The organism is Bradyrhizobium uaiense, from assembly GCF_010811875.1.
Classification (GTDB): Bacteria; Pseudomonadota; Alphaproteobacteria; order Rhizobiales; family Xanthobacteraceae; genus Bradyrhizobium; species Bradyrhizobium uaiense.
The window spans coordinates 10,694-26,146 of record NZ_VKHP01000128.1 but is presented as its reverse complement, the minus strand read 5'-3'; the positions used below and the strand labels follow the sequence as shown (position 1 = coordinate 26,146).

Genomic DNA, 15,453 nt, shown 5'->3' with positions numbered 1-15,453 from the left:
CCTCCGGGAGATCGCGCCAGGGAGACCCCGTACGCACGATCCACAGCACTCCTTCAACGAACATTCGGTTGTCGCGCCCGGTCGAGCCCTTCTGATCGGGGCGCCCTATGATCAACGGCGCCATCCGCTTCCACGCCGCGTCGCTCAATACCAAACGGTCCATCACACCCAAGGCGGCCTCCCCAAAAGCAGCCTTGAATCTGATTTGCTCCTAAAAGGGAATCCTTAGAGTCCACACCACCTAGGGCTAACCTCGGTTTCGCATCTGGAACCTTTGCTTGGTGCGAAGCGTTTTTCTCCAAACACACACGTCCTCCGGGAGCCTTCGATGTCGAGCACGGACAGCGCATTTGGGATCAAGAACATGACGGACAAAGCGACCTACGAACGCCTCGAAAAGGATGTCATCGCCGTGAAGAACGATATCGCAGCCCTGACCGAACAAATCACCGACGCGCTCAACTCGTTTGCGAGCAACGCAGGCAAGCAGGCGCGCCGCCACTACAAGGATGCGCGTGCCAACGCGGAATCGACCTTCGACGACGTGTCGGAGCGTGGCAGCGCGATGATGGGCGCGGCGCAGGAGGCGGCATCCTCGATCGAGGAATCGCTGGAAGAGGTGATCACGGAGCGGCCGCTGGCGACCGTCGGCCTTGCGCTCGGTCTCGGCTTCCTGATCGGCCTCACCTGGCGCCGCTAGGCAACCAATCCATCCCTGAGATCATGGTGGCGATCATGCGCAAACCACCGTTCTGGACCAGATGGCAGCGCTGGCGCGCCGCCGCCTCGTTTGTCGATGCGCTGTTCAAGGCAAGAATCAAAACAAGATTCAAAGCAAGGCTGGTCAATGCTTCAGCGGCTGATCGATGACGTCAAGGAGTCCACCGGCAGCGCGCTGCAGCTGACATCGCTTGCGGCCGCTGCCGCGATCGCGCTGTTCATCACCATCGCCTTCCTGTGTGCGGCCGCCTTCGTCTATGTGCTGCAGCACTACGGGCCGGTGGAAGCGTGCCTGTCCGGCGCCGGCGTTTTCCTCATCGTCACGCTGATCGCGATCGCCGTTTACACCGCGCGCAAGCGCGAGATGCGCCGCCGCGCCGAGAAGGCGGCCAAGGCCGCGAAGTCTGCCGCGGCATCGATGTTCGCCGACCCCGCCTTGATCGCCACCGGCCTGCAGATCGTCCGCGCCGTCGGCGTGAAGCGGCTGATCCCGATCCTCGTGGTCGGCGGCCTCGCATTCGGCCTGATGGCAAGCCGCGGTGCAGCCAGCAGCGGCGAGGCGGAAGAAGAGTAACGTGCTCCACCGTCATTCCGGGCTCGCGAAGCGAGAGCCCGGACTCCATCGGGCCACGTATCTCGCGGCTAGATGGATTCCGGGCTCTCGCCAAGAGGCGCGCCCCGGAATGACGGTGAGATAACTGACGTTCTCAGGTCACGCAGCGGCCGGGCTGCAGCAGCTTAGCCACTTCGGTCAGGACGCTGACCACGGGCTCGCAGGCCACCTTGCGGGTCTCACCGGGCCGGACCCGCGCCGGCGCTGTGGGGTGACTGCGCGCCTCTTCCCGCGCCACGGGGACGCGGACCAGAACCGACGTCTCGGGAAGCCGATCGAGTTTCAGCGCCACCGTCCGGCTCGGCAGACCGCTTGATGGAACCGCCGCACGATCGGTCTTGGCGGCGCGATTGACGGCGCTCTCCAGCGCCAATGCGATGGTGGCCTGCTGGCCGCCAATCAGATCGTGACCGGATGCCAGCTGGACGGCGCCAAGCGTCAGTCCGACCGCCAACGCTGCGAAAATTCCCTTTTGAATCTTTGACATGGTGATGTCCCTCGCCCCATGGAAATTCGCTTAACAATCCCTTGGCGATCACGGACACAACGCGAACGAAACCTGTGGGGTTCTCGCGTCCGACCATCACTTAACCGTGTACGAAAAAATTTCGAATCGCGCGGAACGAGTCCGGGGGTCTACGAGTCATTGGAAGAGCCGGTTATTCCCCCTGCCCCATTGACCGGCGACGTAGGGCGCGACCGTGGTGATGCCGGTCGCGCCCTGCTCTTTTTCGGCTGCCCTGCAGACGATGCGTCAGGCGGCCAGTCTCGTACCCGTCGCATTGGACGTCAGGCATCGGAGGGAGCGGTCCCGTCGCCATGCGAGAGGACCGTCTGCTTCATGCATCATCGCTTGTCGGCATGTCCTGAGATCGAACAACCGTCACTTCACGGCATGACGGGCAACGACCGACATGAAACTTGATTCCAGTCGTCTGGTCGTCGACGAGCATCAACTCGCTCAGGGGCTCACCGCATTTGCAGGTGACGGTCTTCCTATCGGCAAAATACATCTGACGTCCTCCATAAGCCTGGAGATTCATCGCGTCATTGGGGCGGGCTCGCATGCGCCGCGCTCGCCCCAATGGGTTTCCGCTCCTTCTCGCTCTGTCAGATCCGGATGGTGGGAGTTGCGTTGCCGGCTGCTATTTTGAAACGGACTGTGCCTGCGGCCTATGCTCGGCGGCTTCGCGCGCATGCCGCTCGGCCTTGAGGCGCTGGAAATTGTCGTAGAAGGCCTTCTCGTTGGCGCGATGCTCCTTCATCGCCTGCGATGCGTCTTGCTGACGCTGCGCATCGCGGTCCTTGCGCTGCTGGGGAGTCAAATTCATTCGGCGCTCCGATAAACTATTGAATCGACGATGGATTCAACGCGCATCCGGGCAAAAAGTTGCATCGGGGTTTCCCGCGGCGGGAAAGCTTGCCCGGCCTATTTGCGCAGGCTGGCCCAGACGCCGCCGAGGATCAGCAGGCCGCCGATCAGATGGATCAGCTTCGGCGGCTCGCCGAGGATGATCCAGGACAGCAGCGCGCTCGCGATCGGCGCGACATAGAGCACCAGCGACGTCCGCACCGAGCCGAACCGTGCGCCGAGCCAGGCGAAGCCGGCATAGGCCATCAGGCCTGGCACGAGACCGGCGAAGACATAGGCCTCGAACGCCCTGGCGTTGAAAACCGCAGCCGGCGTCGCCCACATCTCCTGGAGCGCAGGCGGCAGCGAGCACAGCGCGCCGGCCGCCGAGAACAGGCTGACGCGGGCCAGCAGCGAGGCGCGCGGCGCGACGCGCGATTGCACCAGCGTGTAGCCGGACCAGCCGAGCATCGCGCCCATCACCAGCAGATCGCCCCAGGCCGCGCTCGACTGCGTCAGCGTTTCCAGGTGGCCGCCGGAGACGATCAGCAGCGCACCGGCGAGCGCCAGCGCCGTCCCGAGCCATTGCAGCGGACCGATATGCTCAATGCCGAGCGCCGCCGAGATCAGCAGCACCATGATCGGCGACAGGGCGAAGATCAGCGCGATATGGATCGCGGTGGTGGTGATACCGGCGATGTAGACCGGGCCGCCGCACAGGAACATGCCGAGGAAGCCCGCGGCGAGGATCGGCCAGAAATTCTGCGCCAGCGGGATCTTGCCGTCGCGGATCGCCCCGATCGCAAACGGTGCCAGGCCGACGGCGATGATGCTCCAGCGGAAGAAGGCCAGCGAGAACGGCGGCACCGAGCCGGCAAGGCCGCGCGCCAGCACCTGGTTGGAGGCCTGCCCGATCGCGACCAGGATGAAGCCGGTCAGCGCGACCGCGTCCTCCCAGCCCGTGGCCGGACGGCTGACCGGCGCCTTCGGCTGCTCCGCATCCATGACACCGCCCCCTCAGCCGGTGCGCCGCGGCGCGCGCTACTGCTCCGCCGCCTCCCGCTCCATGTCGCGGCCGGACATGTCCTCGCCCTGCATGTTGGCGTATTCGCGCGCCATCTCGCGCATCAGGAACTTGGCGGGCACGTCGTGATAGGTGCCGTGGTCGTTGACATACTGCATGTAGGCGCGCCCTTCGCCGTCGAAGGGATGCAGCAGCGCATCCGAATGACCGTCGAAATCGAGCGGCGCAACACCGAGCTTGGCGCACAGCGTGTCGTTGAAGGTGGGCGTCGCCTTGCGCCAGGCGCCGTCGACGAACACTTCGGTGAAGCCGTGCCAGGTGAACAGGTCCGAGCCCATGCTCTGGCGCAGCTTCTCGGTGGTGAGGTGGTTGCGGACGTCAGCGAAGCCGACGCGGGCCGGAATACCGTGCACCCGGCAGGCCGCCGCATAGAGCGCCGCCTTGCCGACGCAGTAGCCGTTGCCGGCGGCGAGCACGCTGGAGGCCCGATAGCTCTCGGGCGAGCGCATGCTGACATAGGGGTTGTAGCGGATGCCGTCGCGCACCGCGGTGTAGAGCCGGCTCGCTTTGTCGCGCGCGCTGGCGTCGGCCGCCACGGCGGCGCGGGCGAATGCCTCGACGGCGGGATGGTCGCTGTCGACATAGTCGCCGGGGTCGGTGTAGAGGCGGCTGATCGTCTCGGGGAGATGCTCGGTCATGGCGCGAGCTTAGCAAGCAACGGGATCAGATCAATGCAGCTCGTACAGCCCTTGCTGCAGCCCTGCCCCGCCAGGTTTGGGTTTTGACGCGTTTTCTTGACGCGAACCGGTGCCCACTTCGCTTGAAAACGCTCTAGTTCTCGAAGTGTTCGTCGAGTTGCGGCGGCCGGTAGCTGCGTCGCTTCGCCTTGAAATATTCGCGCGCGAAATGGATGCCGATCCCGATCAGGAACGGCGGGGCAAGCGCGGCAGCGATCATGAACACGGTGATCGACTTCGGCGTCAGGATGTCCAGCACCATCGACGCCAGCAGCCACAGCGTGGCTGCAATCACCGCGACGTCGACATGCTTCATTCCCCGCTCTTTCCCTTGGTCCCTGACTACGATCCGGGTTCCATCCTACCGGCTGACCTCGCACGCGCCAAGGATTCCGGCGGCAGGCGATACCTCCAGTCCTTCACTTTTTTGGAACGCGCTGTTTTGGAACGGCGCTCGCGCGGGCGACGTTGGTCCGGAGTAACCAGGCGTGGAGGACGTGATGGGCAACTCCAGTGACATCCACAACGGTGTCGACCATCCAGCGAGCCGGAACGGCGTCAACGACCCCGTCGGCGGGGTCGACGTGAAGCGGACGTTCGACGACAACCAGACGCCGCACGAACGCGCGCAATGGGCCGCCGATGTGCGTGCCGACGCCTCGCCCAAGCATGGCGAGGCGTTCCTTCCCGAGGCGCTGCGGCGGCAGCCGACCGCGCCACTCAATCCGCGCACCGGCCGCCACCCCACCGACTAGCTAGAGCAATATCAAGTTATGGGGCCGTCGCAGGGGGCGCTGCCAAAATATCGAAAACAACCCCATGCAAAGTGGCCGGCGGCGGCCGGCGTTCGAACCAAGCAGCTTGACACGTCGGGCAACTCAGAGGCATTCTTCTAATATTCCGAAATCGCGCGTATCCCCTCGCCTTATTCGCGGCGGCACCCAATCGCATCTTGCTCTGGCCTCTCGCGATACTCGGATATCCATTCATCTATTCAACCCGTCATCCTGAGGTGGCCGCTTCTTCAGCGGCCCTCGAAGGATCGACGGCCCGGCTGGGGCCGTGCATCCTTCGAGGCTCGCTCCGCTCGCACCTCCAGCGACAAAGGCGAAGCCTTTGCGCGGGGATGACGGAAAGGGAGCGCGGAGTTGACCATCAAGCCGCAAACGCCCGCAGCAGCAGCAGGCCGCCGAACAGCGCCAGGATCGCGAGCGCAACGGAGGCCGCCATATAGGCGCCGGACGACCACAGCTCGCCCCGCTGCATCAGCACGATCGCATCGAGCGAGAAGGTCGAGAAGGTGGTGAAGCCGCCGCAGATGCCGACCGTGAGAAACACCCGCACCACCTGGCTGACATTCCAGCTCAGCGCGAACGACTCCGCGAACACCCCGATCAGGAACGAGCCGACGATATTGATCACCAGCGTGCCCCAGGGAAAATCCGTCCCGACCAGGCGCCCCGCGCCGATCCCCACCAGATAGCGCGCGACCGATCCCAGCGAACCGCCGATCGCGACCGCCGCCAACAATTGTACGTTCAAAGTCTCACCCTTCCTGCTCGCCACTCGGCGATGCCGACCAGCATCCCAACAACGAAAGTCGCGGCCACCAGCTCGCCGGGCGCGTCGACCAGCAGGGCGACGACACCGACGAGCCAGATCGACCCGACCAGCGACAATGAGATTGAGAGTGAATCAGGAAGACCCGTCATGCTCTGCCCCCTTCTCGTTCGCGGGGCGCGGCGGCGGATCGGCAGTGGCGCATGCTCCTACCGACGCTGTCGCGCCCGGTAGGAGTCATCAGCCTTGCGGCGGTTATCGGGGGACTCCATCCCCATCAACCTGGGAATGGTAGGCGAGCGCAATGGCGGGAGCAAGTGGCCTCCCGCCGCTGAGGTGTCGGTTCATTCGCTCATCGACAGCATCGCGTTCAATTCGACGGCTGTCCGCAGTTGCTCGATCCGCGCCGCGACCTGTTCGCGCTCGACGCCGCGCGGCAATTGCGCGAGCTGGCCCTCGAGCCGCACGCGATGTTCCTCGAGCCGCTGCTCGAACGTATGGGGCTCAGACCGTTTCCGCTTCTGAATCGTCTTCTGCATCATGCACCTTCGGTGGTTGCAGACCGGGACTATTGGCCCAGCGGTCCAGTTGATCGATGACCCGGGCGTGGCTCGGGCGCCGCGGTTCCGGCGCTTTCGGCTCCTCGGATAGCTTGCGGGGCAGCTTGACTTGGTTAGCCATGGCATCTCTCCCGCAACATAACGAAACAGGCGGCCGACCGTTCCCCGATTTTTTGATTAAGTTATTGATTTTACTTGATAATTATACTCATTCGGCCACTTTACCTCAGCCCATGGAACCGAATACGAGTTTGGCGGTTTAGCAAATTACTCAATTCACTAAGTCCGGGCATTTGAAGATGAAAGAGTTGCGTGCCGAACGATTGCAAGTGATGTTGTCGCCTGAGGAATTGGCCGCCCTCGATGATTTCCGCTTCAAGCACCGTATGCCGACCCGCGCCGCGGCAGTCCGCGAACTGCTCAAGCTCGGCCTGGCCGGCATGGGCACCGATGCTGCGGCCGGGGTGAAATCCAGCGATTACGGGGTATTCAATCGGGGGCCCGAAGGGCACACCCAGATGGAAGAGGCGGACGGCAAGTAGCGGCGCGTTGGCGCAGACGTAGCGCTCAGCCGCCGACGAAGAGGTCCACGACCGCCTTCAAGGTGCAGACCACGAGCGCCGACGTGAACATCGCCGTGCCGAGATCTGCGAGATAAAGCAGCTGCGCCTTCTGCTCCGCATCGAGCCGCGCGATCGCCTTGCGCATGGCCAAGCTCCCTTTACAGGAGAACGCGTCTCGCGAGCCTCGGTTCCGTCGGCCGTCGGCTCAGGCCCGCTGCAGCGCCAGCGTCACGCCGCCGAGCGTCAGCGCCATGGCACCGATCTCGCGCAGTCCCAGCGGCTCGCCGAGGATGATCGCAGCCGACACCACGCCGATCACCGGCACCAGCAACATCCCCGTTGACGCCGATGTCGGCGGCAGGCGGCGTAGCGTCTCGAACCAGGTGAGATAGCAGATGCCCATCGGCATCAGCGTCATGTAGGCGAAGCAGCCGAGGCCGAACGGCGTGATTGCGGCATAGTTCGGATGTTCGAACAGAATGCCGAGCAGCAGCATCACGAGACAGCCGATGCCGACCTGCCAGGCCACCACGGCGAGCGGCGGCATCGGCAGCGGCTTGCGGTTCAGCACATTGCCGAGCGCGAACAGGATGGCGCAGGCGAGCGCGAGCGCAATGCCGGTGAGCTTGTCGGCGCTGAACGCAAAGCCGTTACCGCCGAGCAGCAGCGCAACGCCGGCGACGCCGAGCACCAGCGCCGCACAATCGCGCAATGTCGGGCGGCTGTGCAGCACCGGCCAGGCCGCGGGCGAACAGCGGCGGCCATTGCTGCAGCAACAGCTTCATCAGCGGCCAGTTCAGGGCCCAGCCGAAGGCCGTCACCACCAGGCAGAGAAAGCCGATTGTTCGATCGCGGTGCGTCGTATCCATCGGCCGCGCTTAGCAGGCGGCGGCACGCGATTCCACAGCGCATCCCGCATGCCGCATCGCCCTGTCAGGCAAAGGTGCCGGTCGTGATCTTTGGCCAGCCCTCACTTTTCCGTGCGACGGCAAGCCTGCTCGTCCAGGCATCGATCAGGCTTGCGATCAGGAGTCGGCCGGTGCCGCGCATGTCGGGCAGCTTCATGGTGGGCGTGCCGAGCGTCAGCGCGACCACGCCATGGATTGCTGCAAGCAATGCGGTCGCAAGCCGTTGCGGCAGGCCCGGCGCCGGCTCGGCGCCATGCGCCGCGAGATATTCCCGCACCGAGACCACGAACAGCTCGTAGCTGCGGCGCGCGATCTCGGTCTCGCCGAAATAGACGCCGTCGGGAAAACGGCGGTCCTCGACCGTACCGGACATCGAGAACAGCGAACGGAAGTGATCGGGATTGTCCGCCCAGTAATCGAGATAGGTTTCCATCACCCGCCGCAGCCGCAGATCGCTGTCGGTTGTCTGCGCGCGGACCCGTTCCAACTGTTGAGCAACTACCTCGAGATTCTGCTGCTTCACCGCGAGCAGCAGCAGCAGCTTGGTCGGATAATATTTGAGGACGGTGCCCTTCGAGTAGCCGATCGCGTCGGCGATCTTCTGGATCGAAACCGTCTCGAGGGTGCCGGCAGCGAACTCCTTGCGCGCGGTCTCGAGGATCAGCGCCTTCAGCACCTCCTTGTCGGCCTCCTGGCGGGCCCTGCGCTGAAAGCGCCGCGTGCCCTTGGCTCGCTCCTCGATCGACATTGCCATCTCCCTGACGCCTCCATGCCGCTTGTTCGCACGGATGGCAACCTGAGCCCCCTTGCCACCCCGATATTAATTGACTATGGTCAATTAACTAATCATAGAACCGGAGGGTCCCAATGAGCACGATGGCCGGCGAGGTTATCCGGAGCGATTTCGATCCGTTCAGTGCGGCGACGCGGGCCGATCCCTACGGCACCTATGCGGAGCTGCGCGCCGCGGGGCCGGCCATTCGGCTGACGCGATATGACATCTGGGCGGTGCCGCGCTTTGCCGAGGTCAAGGCAATCTTCGGCGACCATGTCAATTTCAGCAACGCGGGCGGTGCGGGGCTTGCGAACCACTTCAAGGAGAAGCCGTGGCGGCCGCCGAGCATCGTGCTGGAAGCCGATCCGCCGCTGCACACACGGACCCGCGCGGTGTTGGCGCGGGTGCTGTCGCCCGGCGCGATGCGGCGGCTCGCGGATGACTTCAAGGCGAAGGCTGCAACGCTCATCGACGGGCTGGTCGAACGCGGATCGTTCGATGCCATCAAGGACATCGCGGAGGTGTTTCCGGTCAGCGTGTTTCCCGACGCGCTCGGCATCGACCAGGAAGGCCGCGAGAACTTTCTGACCTATGGCGCAATGGTGTTCGCCGGCTTCGGGCCCGAGAACGACTATTTCCGCGCGTTGATGAAAGAGGCGCCGCGCGTGCTGCCCTGGGTCGCGGCACGCTGTCAGCGCGAGGCGCTGCGCCCGGGCAGCTTCGGCGCGCAGGTCTACGAGGCGGCCGACACCGGCGAGATCAGCGCGGAGGAAGCTCAGCTGCTGGTGCGCTCGCTGCTCTCGGCCGGACTCGACACCACGATCAGCGCGATCGGCATGGCGCTGTACACGCTGGCGCGCCATCCCGAGCAATGGGCATTGCTTGCCGCCGACCCATCGCTGGCGCGCGCGGCGTTCGACGAGACGCTGCGCTTCGATTCACCGGCGCCGTTCGTGTTCCGCACCACGCCGCACGACACCGAGATCGCCGGCGTCAGGATCGGCAAGCACGAGAAGGTGCTGCTGCTGCTCGCTTCCGCCAACCGCGACGAGACGCGCTGGGAGCATCCCGACCAGTTCGACGTCAGGCGGCGGCTGTCCGGACACATGGGCTTCGGCGTCGGCATCCACGGCTGTGTCGGGCAGATGGTGGCGCGGCTGGAGGCGGAGGCGGTGATTGCCGCGCTGGCGGCCCGCGTGAAGCAATTCGACATTGCAGGCCCCACAGCCTTCCGCGACAGCTCGGGGCTGCGGGCACTCAGCACGATGCCGGTCCGCGTCACACTGAAGTAGCTTCGAAATACTCCAAGAAAAAACCGGCGTACCTCTCGGTACGCCGGCCGGATTTTGCCTCTTGCGTAAACTCAGGTCATGCCGACGCGGCACGCGGCGTGCGGTTGCGCGAGTTGCGCTGGAAGAACAGCGCCTGGCTCGCCACCGCCGACACCATCGCCGGCTGGAACGGCTTTGAGATCAGGAACGCCGGCTCCGGCCGCTCGCCGGTCAGGAAGCGTTCGGGATAGGCGGTGATGAACACCACCGGCACCTCGAAGGTCCGCAGCAGCTCGTTCACCGCATCGAGTCCGGACGAGCCGTCGGCGAGCTGGATGTCGGCGAGGATCAGGCCGGGCTTCTTGTTCTTGGCAAGCGCCACCGCATCGGAATGCGTGCGCGCGACGCCGATGACGTTGTGGCCGAGGTTCTTCACCAGGCTCTCGAGATCCATGGCGATGAAGGTCTCGTCCTCGATGATGAGGACGTCGGTCGCGATCTCGGCGGCCATCTCGCGGCCGGCGGCATCGGTCAGCTTGCGCGTCTCGGCGATATCGGTGCCGAGAATGTAGCCGACCTCCTCCTCCGAAAAACCTTCCAGCGAAAGCAGCAGGAAGGCCTGCCGCGGCAGCGGCGTGATGTTGGAGAGCCGGCGCTCCGGCGGCAGCGACAGCGTCGCCACGTCGTCATTGTCGTTGTTGTTCACCGACACCGAATTCCAGATTTGGGTGAACAGCCGGAAGAGGCCGGCGCGCGGGCCGTGCGTCTGGTCCAGCAGTGATCCATCCTGCAACAGGGCCTCGAGCATGGCCCCGACATAGGCGTCCCCCGACGCCTGGTTTCCGGTCAGTGCGCGAGCATAACGGCGCAACAGCGGAAGGTGCTCGGCAACGATTTGCGATCGGGACATTCCCACTCCATCCTTGTTCGTGAGGCCCACCGGCCTGAACCCGTACTCTGGGGCGGCGTACCAATTTGGGGCGACCCCGGTTCCCCTGCATGCCCGACTACGCGCGAAAGCCGGAAAAGTTCCGCGAAATAGTTCCAGCCTTCCGGAACTTTATCCGCAACTTCGCATTAGCTCCTGACCGACGAGGCAACGCGGCCAGCCTCTTTTTTCGAGGAAACATCTTGGAAATCAGAGACTTAACTCCCGGGGAAGCGTGGATCAGATCATGAAGGAAGTAAAGAAGCAGGGCGGTCTCAACGCCGAGATTCAGTCGAGAATCGGCCACCAGCTGCGCGCCATGTACGATGACGTGGTGCGGCAGGGGGTGCCCGACCGCTTTGCGGAGCTGATCCGCAAACTCGATGGGCCCGAGGCTGCCGCCGCGGCTGTGGCTGGGGGCGATACCGACAAGAACAATGGAGGGGACTAATGCCTCTCACGAATGAACTCCGCGACGACATCCTGGCGTCGGTCCCAAGCCTGCGCGCGTTCGCGATCTCGCTGTCCGGTAATGGTGACCGCGCCGACGATCTGGTGCAGGAGACCCTGCTGCGCGCGATCGCCAATATCGACTCGTTCCAGCCCGGCTCGAACCTGCCCGCGTGGCTGTTCACCATCCTGCGCAACCTGTTTCGCTCCGACTACCGGAAGCGACGGCGCGAGGTGGAGGACGCCGAGGGCAACTACGCCAAGACGCTGAAGAGCCAGCCGTCGCAGGCAGCGCATCTGGAGTTCGAGGAATTCCGCGCGGCGCTCGAAAAGCTGCCGCAGGACCAGCGTGAAGCGCTGATCCTGGTCGGCGCCTCCGGCTTCTCCTACGAGGATGCCGCGGCGATCTGCGGCTGCGCGGTCGGCACCATCAAGAGCCGCGTCAATCGTGCGCGATCGAAGCTGTCCGCGCTGCTCTATGTCGATAGCGCCGAGGATTTCGGCCCCGACAACACCGTGCGCGCCGTGATCGGCGGCAATGGCGGATAAGCGAGACGCGCGATGAACAAGGAAGAAGGCGGCCCCGATCGGGCCGCCTTTTTGATTGGGAGAGCAGATCACATTGACACGATCGCCAGACGCGCTGTCTTTGCGCAGCTAGAGCCTAATGAGATTAGATTGAGCTGGAGCGGCATCGAAGCTTCACCTCTCCCTTGGGAGAGGTCGATTTGCGCAGCAAATCGGGTGAGGGGTTACGGTCCATCGAGAGAGCAAGAGCCCTCACCCGGATTGCACTGGACGATGCTTCGCATCGCCAGGCGCAATCCGACCTCTCCCCGCTGGGGAGAGGTGAACCGAGACCGCCAAGGCGATTCAATCAAACGCTCTAGCCCGCCATCGCCTTCTTGACGGCGGGCGGCTTGAAGCCGTTTCTCAATTCGAGAATCTTGGCTGCGACTTCGGTCACCGGGACCGGATGACTGAACAGGAAGCCCTGGGCCTCGTTGCAGCCTTCGGCGCGCATGTGATCGAGCTGCTCGACGGTCTCGATACCCTCGGCGATCGTCGTCATGCCAAGGCTTCTGCCGAGACTGATGACGGCGCGGACGATCGATTTCGATCCATGGGTCGCGGTCGCGTCGCGCACGAAGGACTTGTCGATCTTGAGCTTGTCGAACGGGAAGCTTCGCAGATAGCTCAGCGAGGAATAGCCGGTACCGAAATCGTCCAGCGCGATGCGCAGTCCCTGCGCCTTCAGCTTGTGCAACGTTGCAAGCGTCTCGTTGCTGTTCGCGAGGAAGACGGACTCGGTGATTTCGAGCTCCAGCCGGCGCGGCGACAGCTTCGACGCCTCGAGTGCGTTGACGACGACGTCGATGAAGTCGGGATCGCGAAACTGGACCGCGGAGACGTTGACCGCGAGCTTCATCTCGCTTGGCCAGCCGACGGCCTGCTCGCAGGCGCGATGGAGCACCCATTCGCCCAGCGGGCCGATCAGGCCGATCTCTTCGGCGATCGGGATGAACTGGTCCGGCGGCACCAGCCCGCGCTTGGGATGGTGCCAGCGCAGCAGCGCCTCGAAACCGCAGATGCGATCGAGATGGAGGTCGTAAAGCGGCTGGTAGAACAACGAGAACTCGTCCTTGGACATCGCCTCGCGAAGGTCGAGCTCGATCGCCCTGCGCCGCTGCAGGCTGGCATCCATCGCAGGCTCGAAGAAGCGCCAGGTGCCCCGGCCCTCCATCTTGGCGCGGTACAGAGCGACGTCGGCGTTCTTCAGGAGCTTCTCGCCGGTGGTGCCGTCGCCCGGCGACATCGAAATGCCGACGCTGCATCCGACGACCACGCGATGCCCATTCAATTCATAGGGAGCGCCGACGCATTCCACGATGCGGCGCGCGAGGCGTTCGGCCTCGTCTCCGCCCTGAACGCCACACTGGATGACCGCGAACTCGTCGCCGCCGAGACGCGCCACAGTATCGACCTCGCGGACGCAGGCGTTGACCCGGTCCGCCACCGCGCACAGCAGCTCGTCGCCGACCGGATGGCCGAGCGTATCGTTGACCTGCTTGAAATTATCGAGATCGAGGCAGAACACCGCAAAGCCAGATCCGCGGCCGACCTGAGCGACCGCCAGCTCGATCCGTTCGGCCAGCAACGTCCGGTTCGGCAGCTTGGTCAAGGCATCATGCCGGGCCATGAACGCGATCTGCGACTCGGCCCGTTGCTGCTCGGTGACGTCCTCGCAAGTGACGAGCCAGCCGTCGTCGGATGTCGGCCGTTGCGCGATGGCAATGATCCGCCCATCGCTGAGATGCTGCAGGTAGTTGCCGCCCTCCTGCTGGGCCATCGATCGCTCGCGCTCCGCCAGCAGGTCGGCGACGGTCCAGTCGCCATGATTGCCGGCGGCGACGCTGAGGCCGAGCACGTCCCCCATGGTCATTCCGGGAACCACGAGCTCCGGCGAGATATCGAAGATCTCGCAGAACCGGCGGTTGGCGACCTGGAGACGCGCCTCGCTGTTGTAGAGGCACAAGCCTTGCGACATGTGCGTGAGCGCAGCATCGAGCCGCAAATTGGTCTCGTGCAGCTCCGCCTTCTGCTGCTTCAGCGCGGAGATGTCGCTGTAGACGAGGACGACGCCGCCCTCCTGCGTCTCGCTCCGGCTGACGCGCAGCCAGCGCCCGTCCGAAAGCTGCGCTTCGCTTGCGAAGCCGTCGATGTCACCGTCGGCCGGCGCCAGCCGGGCGGCATCGAGCCGATCCGACTGCAGAAGCTGCGGCGAGAGGCGGATGAACTCACCGGCGCGCGAATTGGCCAAGGCAATCTGGCCGTCCGCGTCGAGCAGCACGACGCCCTCGCGCGACGTTTCAAGTGCATCGGAAAGCCGCGCCTGCGCGGAGCGACGTTGCGAGACCTCCTGATCGACCATCCGCCTGATGTTGTCGCGCATGGTTTCCATGGCGGTCAGGAGCGTCCCCAATTCGTCGGTGCCGCCCTTGGGGACGGTCGCATCGAGGTCGCCGCCGGCGATGCTGCGCGCGGCCCGGGATGCGATGGCGACAGGTCCGATGATGCGGCGCGCCAACAGCCACGAAAACAGGGCCGACAGGAACAGCGCGACGGTCAGTCCGGCCACGTTCAGCTGCAGGTCCCGCTTGATCGTCGAGAGCGCCTTTTGCCGGAACAGAAAGCCGTCGCCGGCGGTATAATTGACCAGCAGCTCGACCTGCTGGCTGACGATCTTGGAGTAGCGATCGACGTCGCCGACCGTCGCACGCGGATCGGTCGCCGGATTTCCCTCGAGCGACAATCCGACCGCACGGCGATGCAGCGTCATCCAGGCGTCGGCGGCTTCCTGAACCTTGGCGGCGGCCTGTGCCGCCCGCACAGACTGCGACCGGTCGGCTGCGATCGTCAGATCTTCCGAGAGCGTCTTTGCGAGCTTTTCAATCTGGCTGTCGAGGCCGGCACGGATCTCCGGATCCGTGGTCAGCAGGCGCTGCGACGAGGCGACCCGCATCGAGGCGAAGTCTGCGCCGGCCGCGCGGGCGTAATTGATCGACATCAGGGATTCGTCGAACGTCTTGGCCACCAGGTCGCCGGCATGGCTGATGCCAAGGATGGAGTATCCGCCGAGGGCGACGGCAACCGCGCTCATCGCAAGGCAAAAAATCAGAATCTGGGTGCGGATCGACCCCTTGGTCAGGGCAAGACGCGACAGGCCGCCGGTTGCGAACCGGAAGGCCGCACTGCCCTTTACCTTGAGGTTGCCCAATAGGCTATCCATGCCCGCGTTTCGCCGTAGTGCTCGATGTTCAAGCTACGCAGAAACGCGCAGCGCTGCGGAAAAATGACTGTCTGCTCAAAATTGGTTTAGTAGTGACTGCAACTCATGCTGAAATCGTTAAGATCAGCTGGCGATAATCGCCACTACAGGTAATCCGGGAGGCACGACTTTGCGCCCTGGGGTAGCCGATGTCGGGTGTTCGA

Annotated in this window: 23 protein-coding genes and 1 riboswitch; of the genes, 8 read left to right on the top strand and 15 right to left on the bottom strand. The window is 64.4% G+C overall.

The window, feature by feature from the left end:
* Nucleotides 1-172: transposase (locus FNJ47_RS26940; RefSeq protein ID WP_236000119.1), on the bottom strand; the 172-nt coding region annotated here is incomplete at its 3' end.
* Nucleotides 173-328: 156 nt separating this feature from the next.
* Here FNJ47_RS26940 and FNJ47_RS26935 point away from each other — a divergent pair.
* The 3 genes from FNJ47_RS26935 to FNJ47_RS26925 are packed head-to-tail and all read left to right on the top strand — an operon-like array spanning nucleotide 329 to nucleotide 1,294.
* The gene (locus tag FNJ47_RS26935; protein ID WP_163158583.1) at nucleotides 329-700 is read left to right on the top strand and encodes an ElaB/YgaM/YqjD family protein; all 372 of its coding nucleotides are present in this window, start codon (nucleotides 329-331) and stop codon (nucleotides 698-700) included.
* Nucleotides 701-726: 26 nt separating this feature from the next.
* Complete coding sequence (locus FNJ47_RS26930; RefSeq protein WP_163158581.1) at nucleotides 727-870, top strand: hypothetical protein; 144 nt, start codon at nucleotides 727-729, stop codon at nucleotides 868-870.
* Entirely contained in the window at nucleotides 848-1,294 is a 447-nt protein-coding gene (locus FNJ47_RS26925) for a hypothetical protein (protein WP_163158579.1), read from the top strand. The genes FNJ47_RS26930 and FNJ47_RS26925 overlap by 23 nt, the downstream gene beginning before the upstream one ends.
* 133 nt (nucleotides 1,295-1,427) lie before the next feature.
* Here the strand turns inward: FNJ47_RS26925 and FNJ47_RS26920 are convergent, their stop codons facing one another.
* The 5 genes from FNJ47_RS26920 to FNJ47_RS26900 form a co-directional block, all read right to left on the bottom strand.
* A complete protein-coding gene (locus FNJ47_RS26920) occupies nucleotides 1,428-1,820 on the bottom strand; it encodes a hypothetical protein (protein WP_163158577.1) in 393 nt (130 codons plus the stop codon).
* Between the two features lie 658 nt (nucleotides 1,821-2,478).
* Entirely contained in the window at nucleotides 2,479-2,664 is a 186-nt protein-coding gene (locus FNJ47_RS26915) for a hypothetical protein (RefSeq protein ID WP_163158575.1), read from the bottom strand.
* Between the two features lie 98 nt (nucleotides 2,665-2,762).
* Complete coding sequence (locus FNJ47_RS26910) at nucleotides 2,763-3,689, bottom strand: DMT family transporter (protein ID WP_163158573.1); 927 nt, start codon at nucleotides 3,687-3,689, stop codon at nucleotides 2,763-2,765.
* Nucleotides 3,690-3,725: 36 nt separating this feature from the next.
* A complete protein-coding gene (locus tag FNJ47_RS26905; protein WP_163158571.1) occupies nucleotides 3,726-4,406 on the bottom strand; it encodes a transglutaminase-like domain-containing protein in 681 nt (226 codons plus the stop codon).
* Between the two features lie 133 nt (nucleotides 4,407-4,539).
* Nucleotides 4,540-4,761, bottom strand: a complete 222-nt coding sequence (locus tag FNJ47_RS26900; RefSeq protein ID WP_163158569.1) for a hypothetical protein — start codon at nucleotides 4,759-4,761, stop codon at nucleotides 4,540-4,542.
* Nucleotides 4,762-4,945: 184 nt separating this feature from the next.
* Between FNJ47_RS26900 and FNJ47_RS26895 the strand changes: the two genes are divergently transcribed.
* Nucleotides 4,946-5,200: a hypothetical protein gene (locus FNJ47_RS26895; protein WP_163158567.1), complete on the top strand. Its 255-nt coding sequence runs from the start codon at nucleotides 4,946-4,948 to the stop codon at nucleotides 5,198-5,200.
* A 400-nt stretch (nucleotides 5,201-5,600) separates the two neighbouring features.
* On the opposite strand, the gene crcB is transcribed toward FNJ47_RS26895, so the two are convergent.
* From crcB to FNJ47_RS49915, 4 genes are all read right to left on the bottom strand, one after another.
* Entirely contained in the window at nucleotides 5,601-5,987 is a 387-nt protein-coding gene (gene crcB / locus FNJ47_RS26890; protein ID WP_165445883.1) for a fluoride efflux transporter CrcB, read from the bottom strand.
* Nucleotides 5,984-6,157 (bottom strand): hypothetical protein, encoded by a 174-nt coding sequence (locus FNJ47_RS26885; protein ID WP_163158535.1) that lies wholly within the window; start codon nucleotides 6,155-6,157, stop codon nucleotides 5,984-5,986. The genes crcB and FNJ47_RS26885 overlap by 4 nt, the downstream gene beginning before the upstream one ends.
* Before the next feature lie 72 nt (nucleotides 6,158-6,229).
* Nucleotides 6,230-6,290: riboswitch (Fluoride riboswitch) on the bottom strand.
* 59 nt (nucleotides 6,291-6,349) lie between these two features.
* A complete protein-coding gene (locus tag FNJ47_RS53305) occupies nucleotides 6,350-6,472 on the bottom strand; it encodes a hypothetical protein (RefSeq protein WP_283811293.1) in 123 nt (40 codons plus the stop codon).
* 37 nt (nucleotides 6,473-6,509) lie between these two features.
* Nucleotides 6,510-6,686 (bottom strand): hypothetical protein, encoded by a 177-nt coding sequence (locus FNJ47_RS49915; RefSeq protein ID WP_165445882.1) that lies wholly within the window; start codon nucleotides 6,684-6,686, stop codon nucleotides 6,510-6,512.
* A gap of 178 nt (nucleotides 6,687-6,864) precedes the next feature.
* On the opposite strand from FNJ47_RS49915, the gene FNJ47_RS26880 reads away from it, so the two are divergent.
* Entirely contained in the window at nucleotides 6,865-7,107 is a 243-nt protein-coding gene (locus FNJ47_RS26880) for a hypothetical protein (protein WP_163158565.1), read from the top strand.
* Between the two features lie 25 nt (nucleotides 7,108-7,132).
* On the opposite strand, the gene FNJ47_RS26875 is transcribed toward FNJ47_RS26880, so the two are convergent.
* The 3 genes from FNJ47_RS26875 to FNJ47_RS26865 form a co-directional block, all read right to left on the bottom strand.
* Nucleotides 7,133-7,273, bottom strand: coding sequence for a hypothetical protein (locus FNJ47_RS26875; protein ID WP_158231282.1), 141 nt, complete (start codon nucleotides 7,271-7,273; stop codon nucleotides 7,133-7,135).
* A 60-nt stretch (nucleotides 7,274-7,333) separates the two neighbouring features.
* Nucleotides 7,334-7,861: a DMT family transporter gene (locus tag FNJ47_RS26870; protein WP_347341722.1), complete on the bottom strand. Its 528-nt coding sequence runs from the start codon at nucleotides 7,859-7,861 to the stop codon at nucleotides 7,334-7,336.
* Between the two features lie 200 nt (nucleotides 7,862-8,061).
* Nucleotides 8,062-8,784 (bottom strand): TetR/AcrR family transcriptional regulator, encoded by a 723-nt coding sequence (locus FNJ47_RS26865; protein ID WP_236000117.1) that lies wholly within the window; start codon nucleotides 8,782-8,784, stop codon nucleotides 8,062-8,064.
* A gap of 119 nt (nucleotides 8,785-8,903) precedes the next feature.
* Here FNJ47_RS26865 and FNJ47_RS26860 point away from each other — a divergent pair, with 119 nt between their 5' ends.
* Nucleotides 8,904-10,103 carry a cytochrome P450 gene (locus tag FNJ47_RS26860; protein ID WP_163158561.1) on the top strand — a complete coding sequence of 400 codons (1,200 nt, stop codon included), beginning with the start codon at nucleotides 8,904-8,906 and terminating at the stop codon, nucleotides 10,101-10,103.
* Nucleotides 10,104-10,179: 76 nt separating this feature from the next.
* On the opposite strand, the gene FNJ47_RS26855 is transcribed toward FNJ47_RS26860, so the two are convergent.
* Entirely contained in the window at nucleotides 10,180-10,992 is an 813-nt protein-coding gene (locus FNJ47_RS26855) for a response regulator (RefSeq protein ID WP_163158559.1), read from the bottom strand.
* Between the two features lie 265 nt (nucleotides 10,993-11,257).
* Between FNJ47_RS26855 and FNJ47_RS26850 the strand changes: the two genes are divergently transcribed.
* Complete coding sequence (locus FNJ47_RS26850; RefSeq protein ID WP_018269610.1) at nucleotides 11,258-11,461, top strand: NepR family anti-sigma factor; 204 nt, start codon at nucleotides 11,258-11,260, stop codon at nucleotides 11,459-11,461.
* Nucleotides 11,461-12,009, top strand: a complete 549-nt coding sequence (locus FNJ47_RS26845) for a sigma-70 family RNA polymerase sigma factor (RefSeq protein WP_016847265.1) — start codon at nucleotides 11,461-11,463, stop codon at nucleotides 12,007-12,009. Before FNJ47_RS26850 ends, FNJ47_RS26845 begins: the two co-directional genes overlap by 1 nt.
* A 337-nt stretch (nucleotides 12,010-12,346) precedes the next feature.
* Here FNJ47_RS26845 and FNJ47_RS26840 read toward each other — a convergent pair whose 3' ends face one another.
* Nucleotides 12,347-15,250: an EAL domain-containing protein gene (locus tag FNJ47_RS26840; RefSeq protein ID WP_163158557.1), complete on the bottom strand. Its 2,904-nt coding sequence runs from the start codon at nucleotides 15,248-15,250 to the stop codon at nucleotides 12,347-12,349.
* Nucleotides 15,251-15,453 lie beyond the last annotated feature (203 nt).

What these genes read in the sequence shown, in the direction of transcription:
- FNJ47_RS26935 (WP_163158583.1), top strand. Translation starts at nt 329, where the DNA reads ATGTCGAGCACGGACAGCGCATTTGGGATCAAGAACATGACGGACAAA.
- FNJ47_RS26925 (WP_163158579.1), top strand. Translation starts at nt 848, where the DNA reads ATGCTTCAGCGGCTGATCGATGACGTCAAGGAGTCCACCGGCAGCGCG.
- FNJ47_RS26920 (WP_163158577.1), bottom strand. Translation starts at nt 1,820, where the DNA reads ATGTCAAAGATTCAAAAGGGAATTTTCGCAGCGTTGGCGGTCGGACTG.
- FNJ47_RS26915 (WP_163158575.1), bottom strand. Translation starts at nt 2,664, where the DNA reads ATGAATTTGACTCCCCAGCAGCGCAAGGACCGCGATGCGCAGCGTCAG.
- FNJ47_RS26910 (WP_163158573.1), bottom strand. Translation starts at nt 3,689, where the DNA reads ATGGATGCGGAGCAGCCGAAGGCGCCGGTCAGCCGTCCGGCCACGGGC.
- FNJ47_RS26905 (WP_163158571.1), bottom strand. Translation starts at nt 4,406, where the DNA reads ATGACCGAGCATCTCCCCGAGACGATCAGCCGCCTCTACACCGACCCC.
- FNJ47_RS26900 (WP_163158569.1), bottom strand. Translation starts at nt 4,761, where the DNA reads ATGAAGCATGTCGACGTCGCGGTGATTGCAGCCACGCTGTGGCTGCTG.
- FNJ47_RS26895 (WP_163158567.1), top strand. Translation starts at nt 4,946, where the DNA reads ATGGGCAACTCCAGTGACATCCACAACGGTGTCGACCATCCAGCGAGC.
- FNJ47_RS26885 (WP_163158535.1), bottom strand. Translation starts at nt 6,157, where the DNA reads ATGACGGGTCTTCCTGATTCACTCTCAATCTCATTGTCGCTGGTCGGG.
- FNJ47_RS49915 (WP_165445882.1), bottom strand. Translation starts at nt 6,686, where the DNA reads ATGGCTAACCAAGTCAAGCTGCCCCGCAAGCTATCCGAGGAGCCGAAA.
- FNJ47_RS26880 (WP_163158565.1), top strand. Translation starts at nt 6,865, where the DNA reads ATGAAAGAGTTGCGTGCCGAACGATTGCAAGTGATGTTGTCGCCTGAG.
- FNJ47_RS26875 (WP_158231282.1), bottom strand. Translation starts at nt 7,273, where the DNA reads ATGCGCAAGGCGATCGCGCGGCTCGATGCGGAGCAGAAGGCGCAGCTG.
- FNJ47_RS26865 (WP_236000117.1), bottom strand. Translation starts at nt 8,784, where the DNA reads ATGTCGATCGAGGAGCGAGCCAAGGGCACGCGGCGCTTTCAGCGCAGG.
- FNJ47_RS26860 (WP_163158561.1), top strand. Translation starts at nt 8,904, where the DNA reads ATGAGCACGATGGCCGGCGAGGTTATCCGGAGCGATTTCGATCCGTTC.
- FNJ47_RS26855 (WP_163158559.1), bottom strand. Translation starts at nt 10,992, where the DNA reads ATGTCCCGATCGCAAATCGTTGCCGAGCACCTTCCGCTGTTGCGCCGT.
- FNJ47_RS26850 (WP_018269610.1), top strand. Translation starts at nt 11,258, where the DNA reads ATGAAGGAAGTAAAGAAGCAGGGCGGTCTCAACGCCGAGATTCAGTCG.
- FNJ47_RS26845 (WP_016847265.1), top strand. Translation starts at nt 11,461, where the DNA reads ATGCCTCTCACGAATGAACTCCGCGACGACATCCTGGCGTCGGTCCCA.
- FNJ47_RS26840 (WP_163158557.1), bottom strand. Translation starts at nt 15,250, where the DNA reads ATGGATAGCCTATTGGGCAACCTCAAGGTAAAGGGCAGTGCGGCCTTC.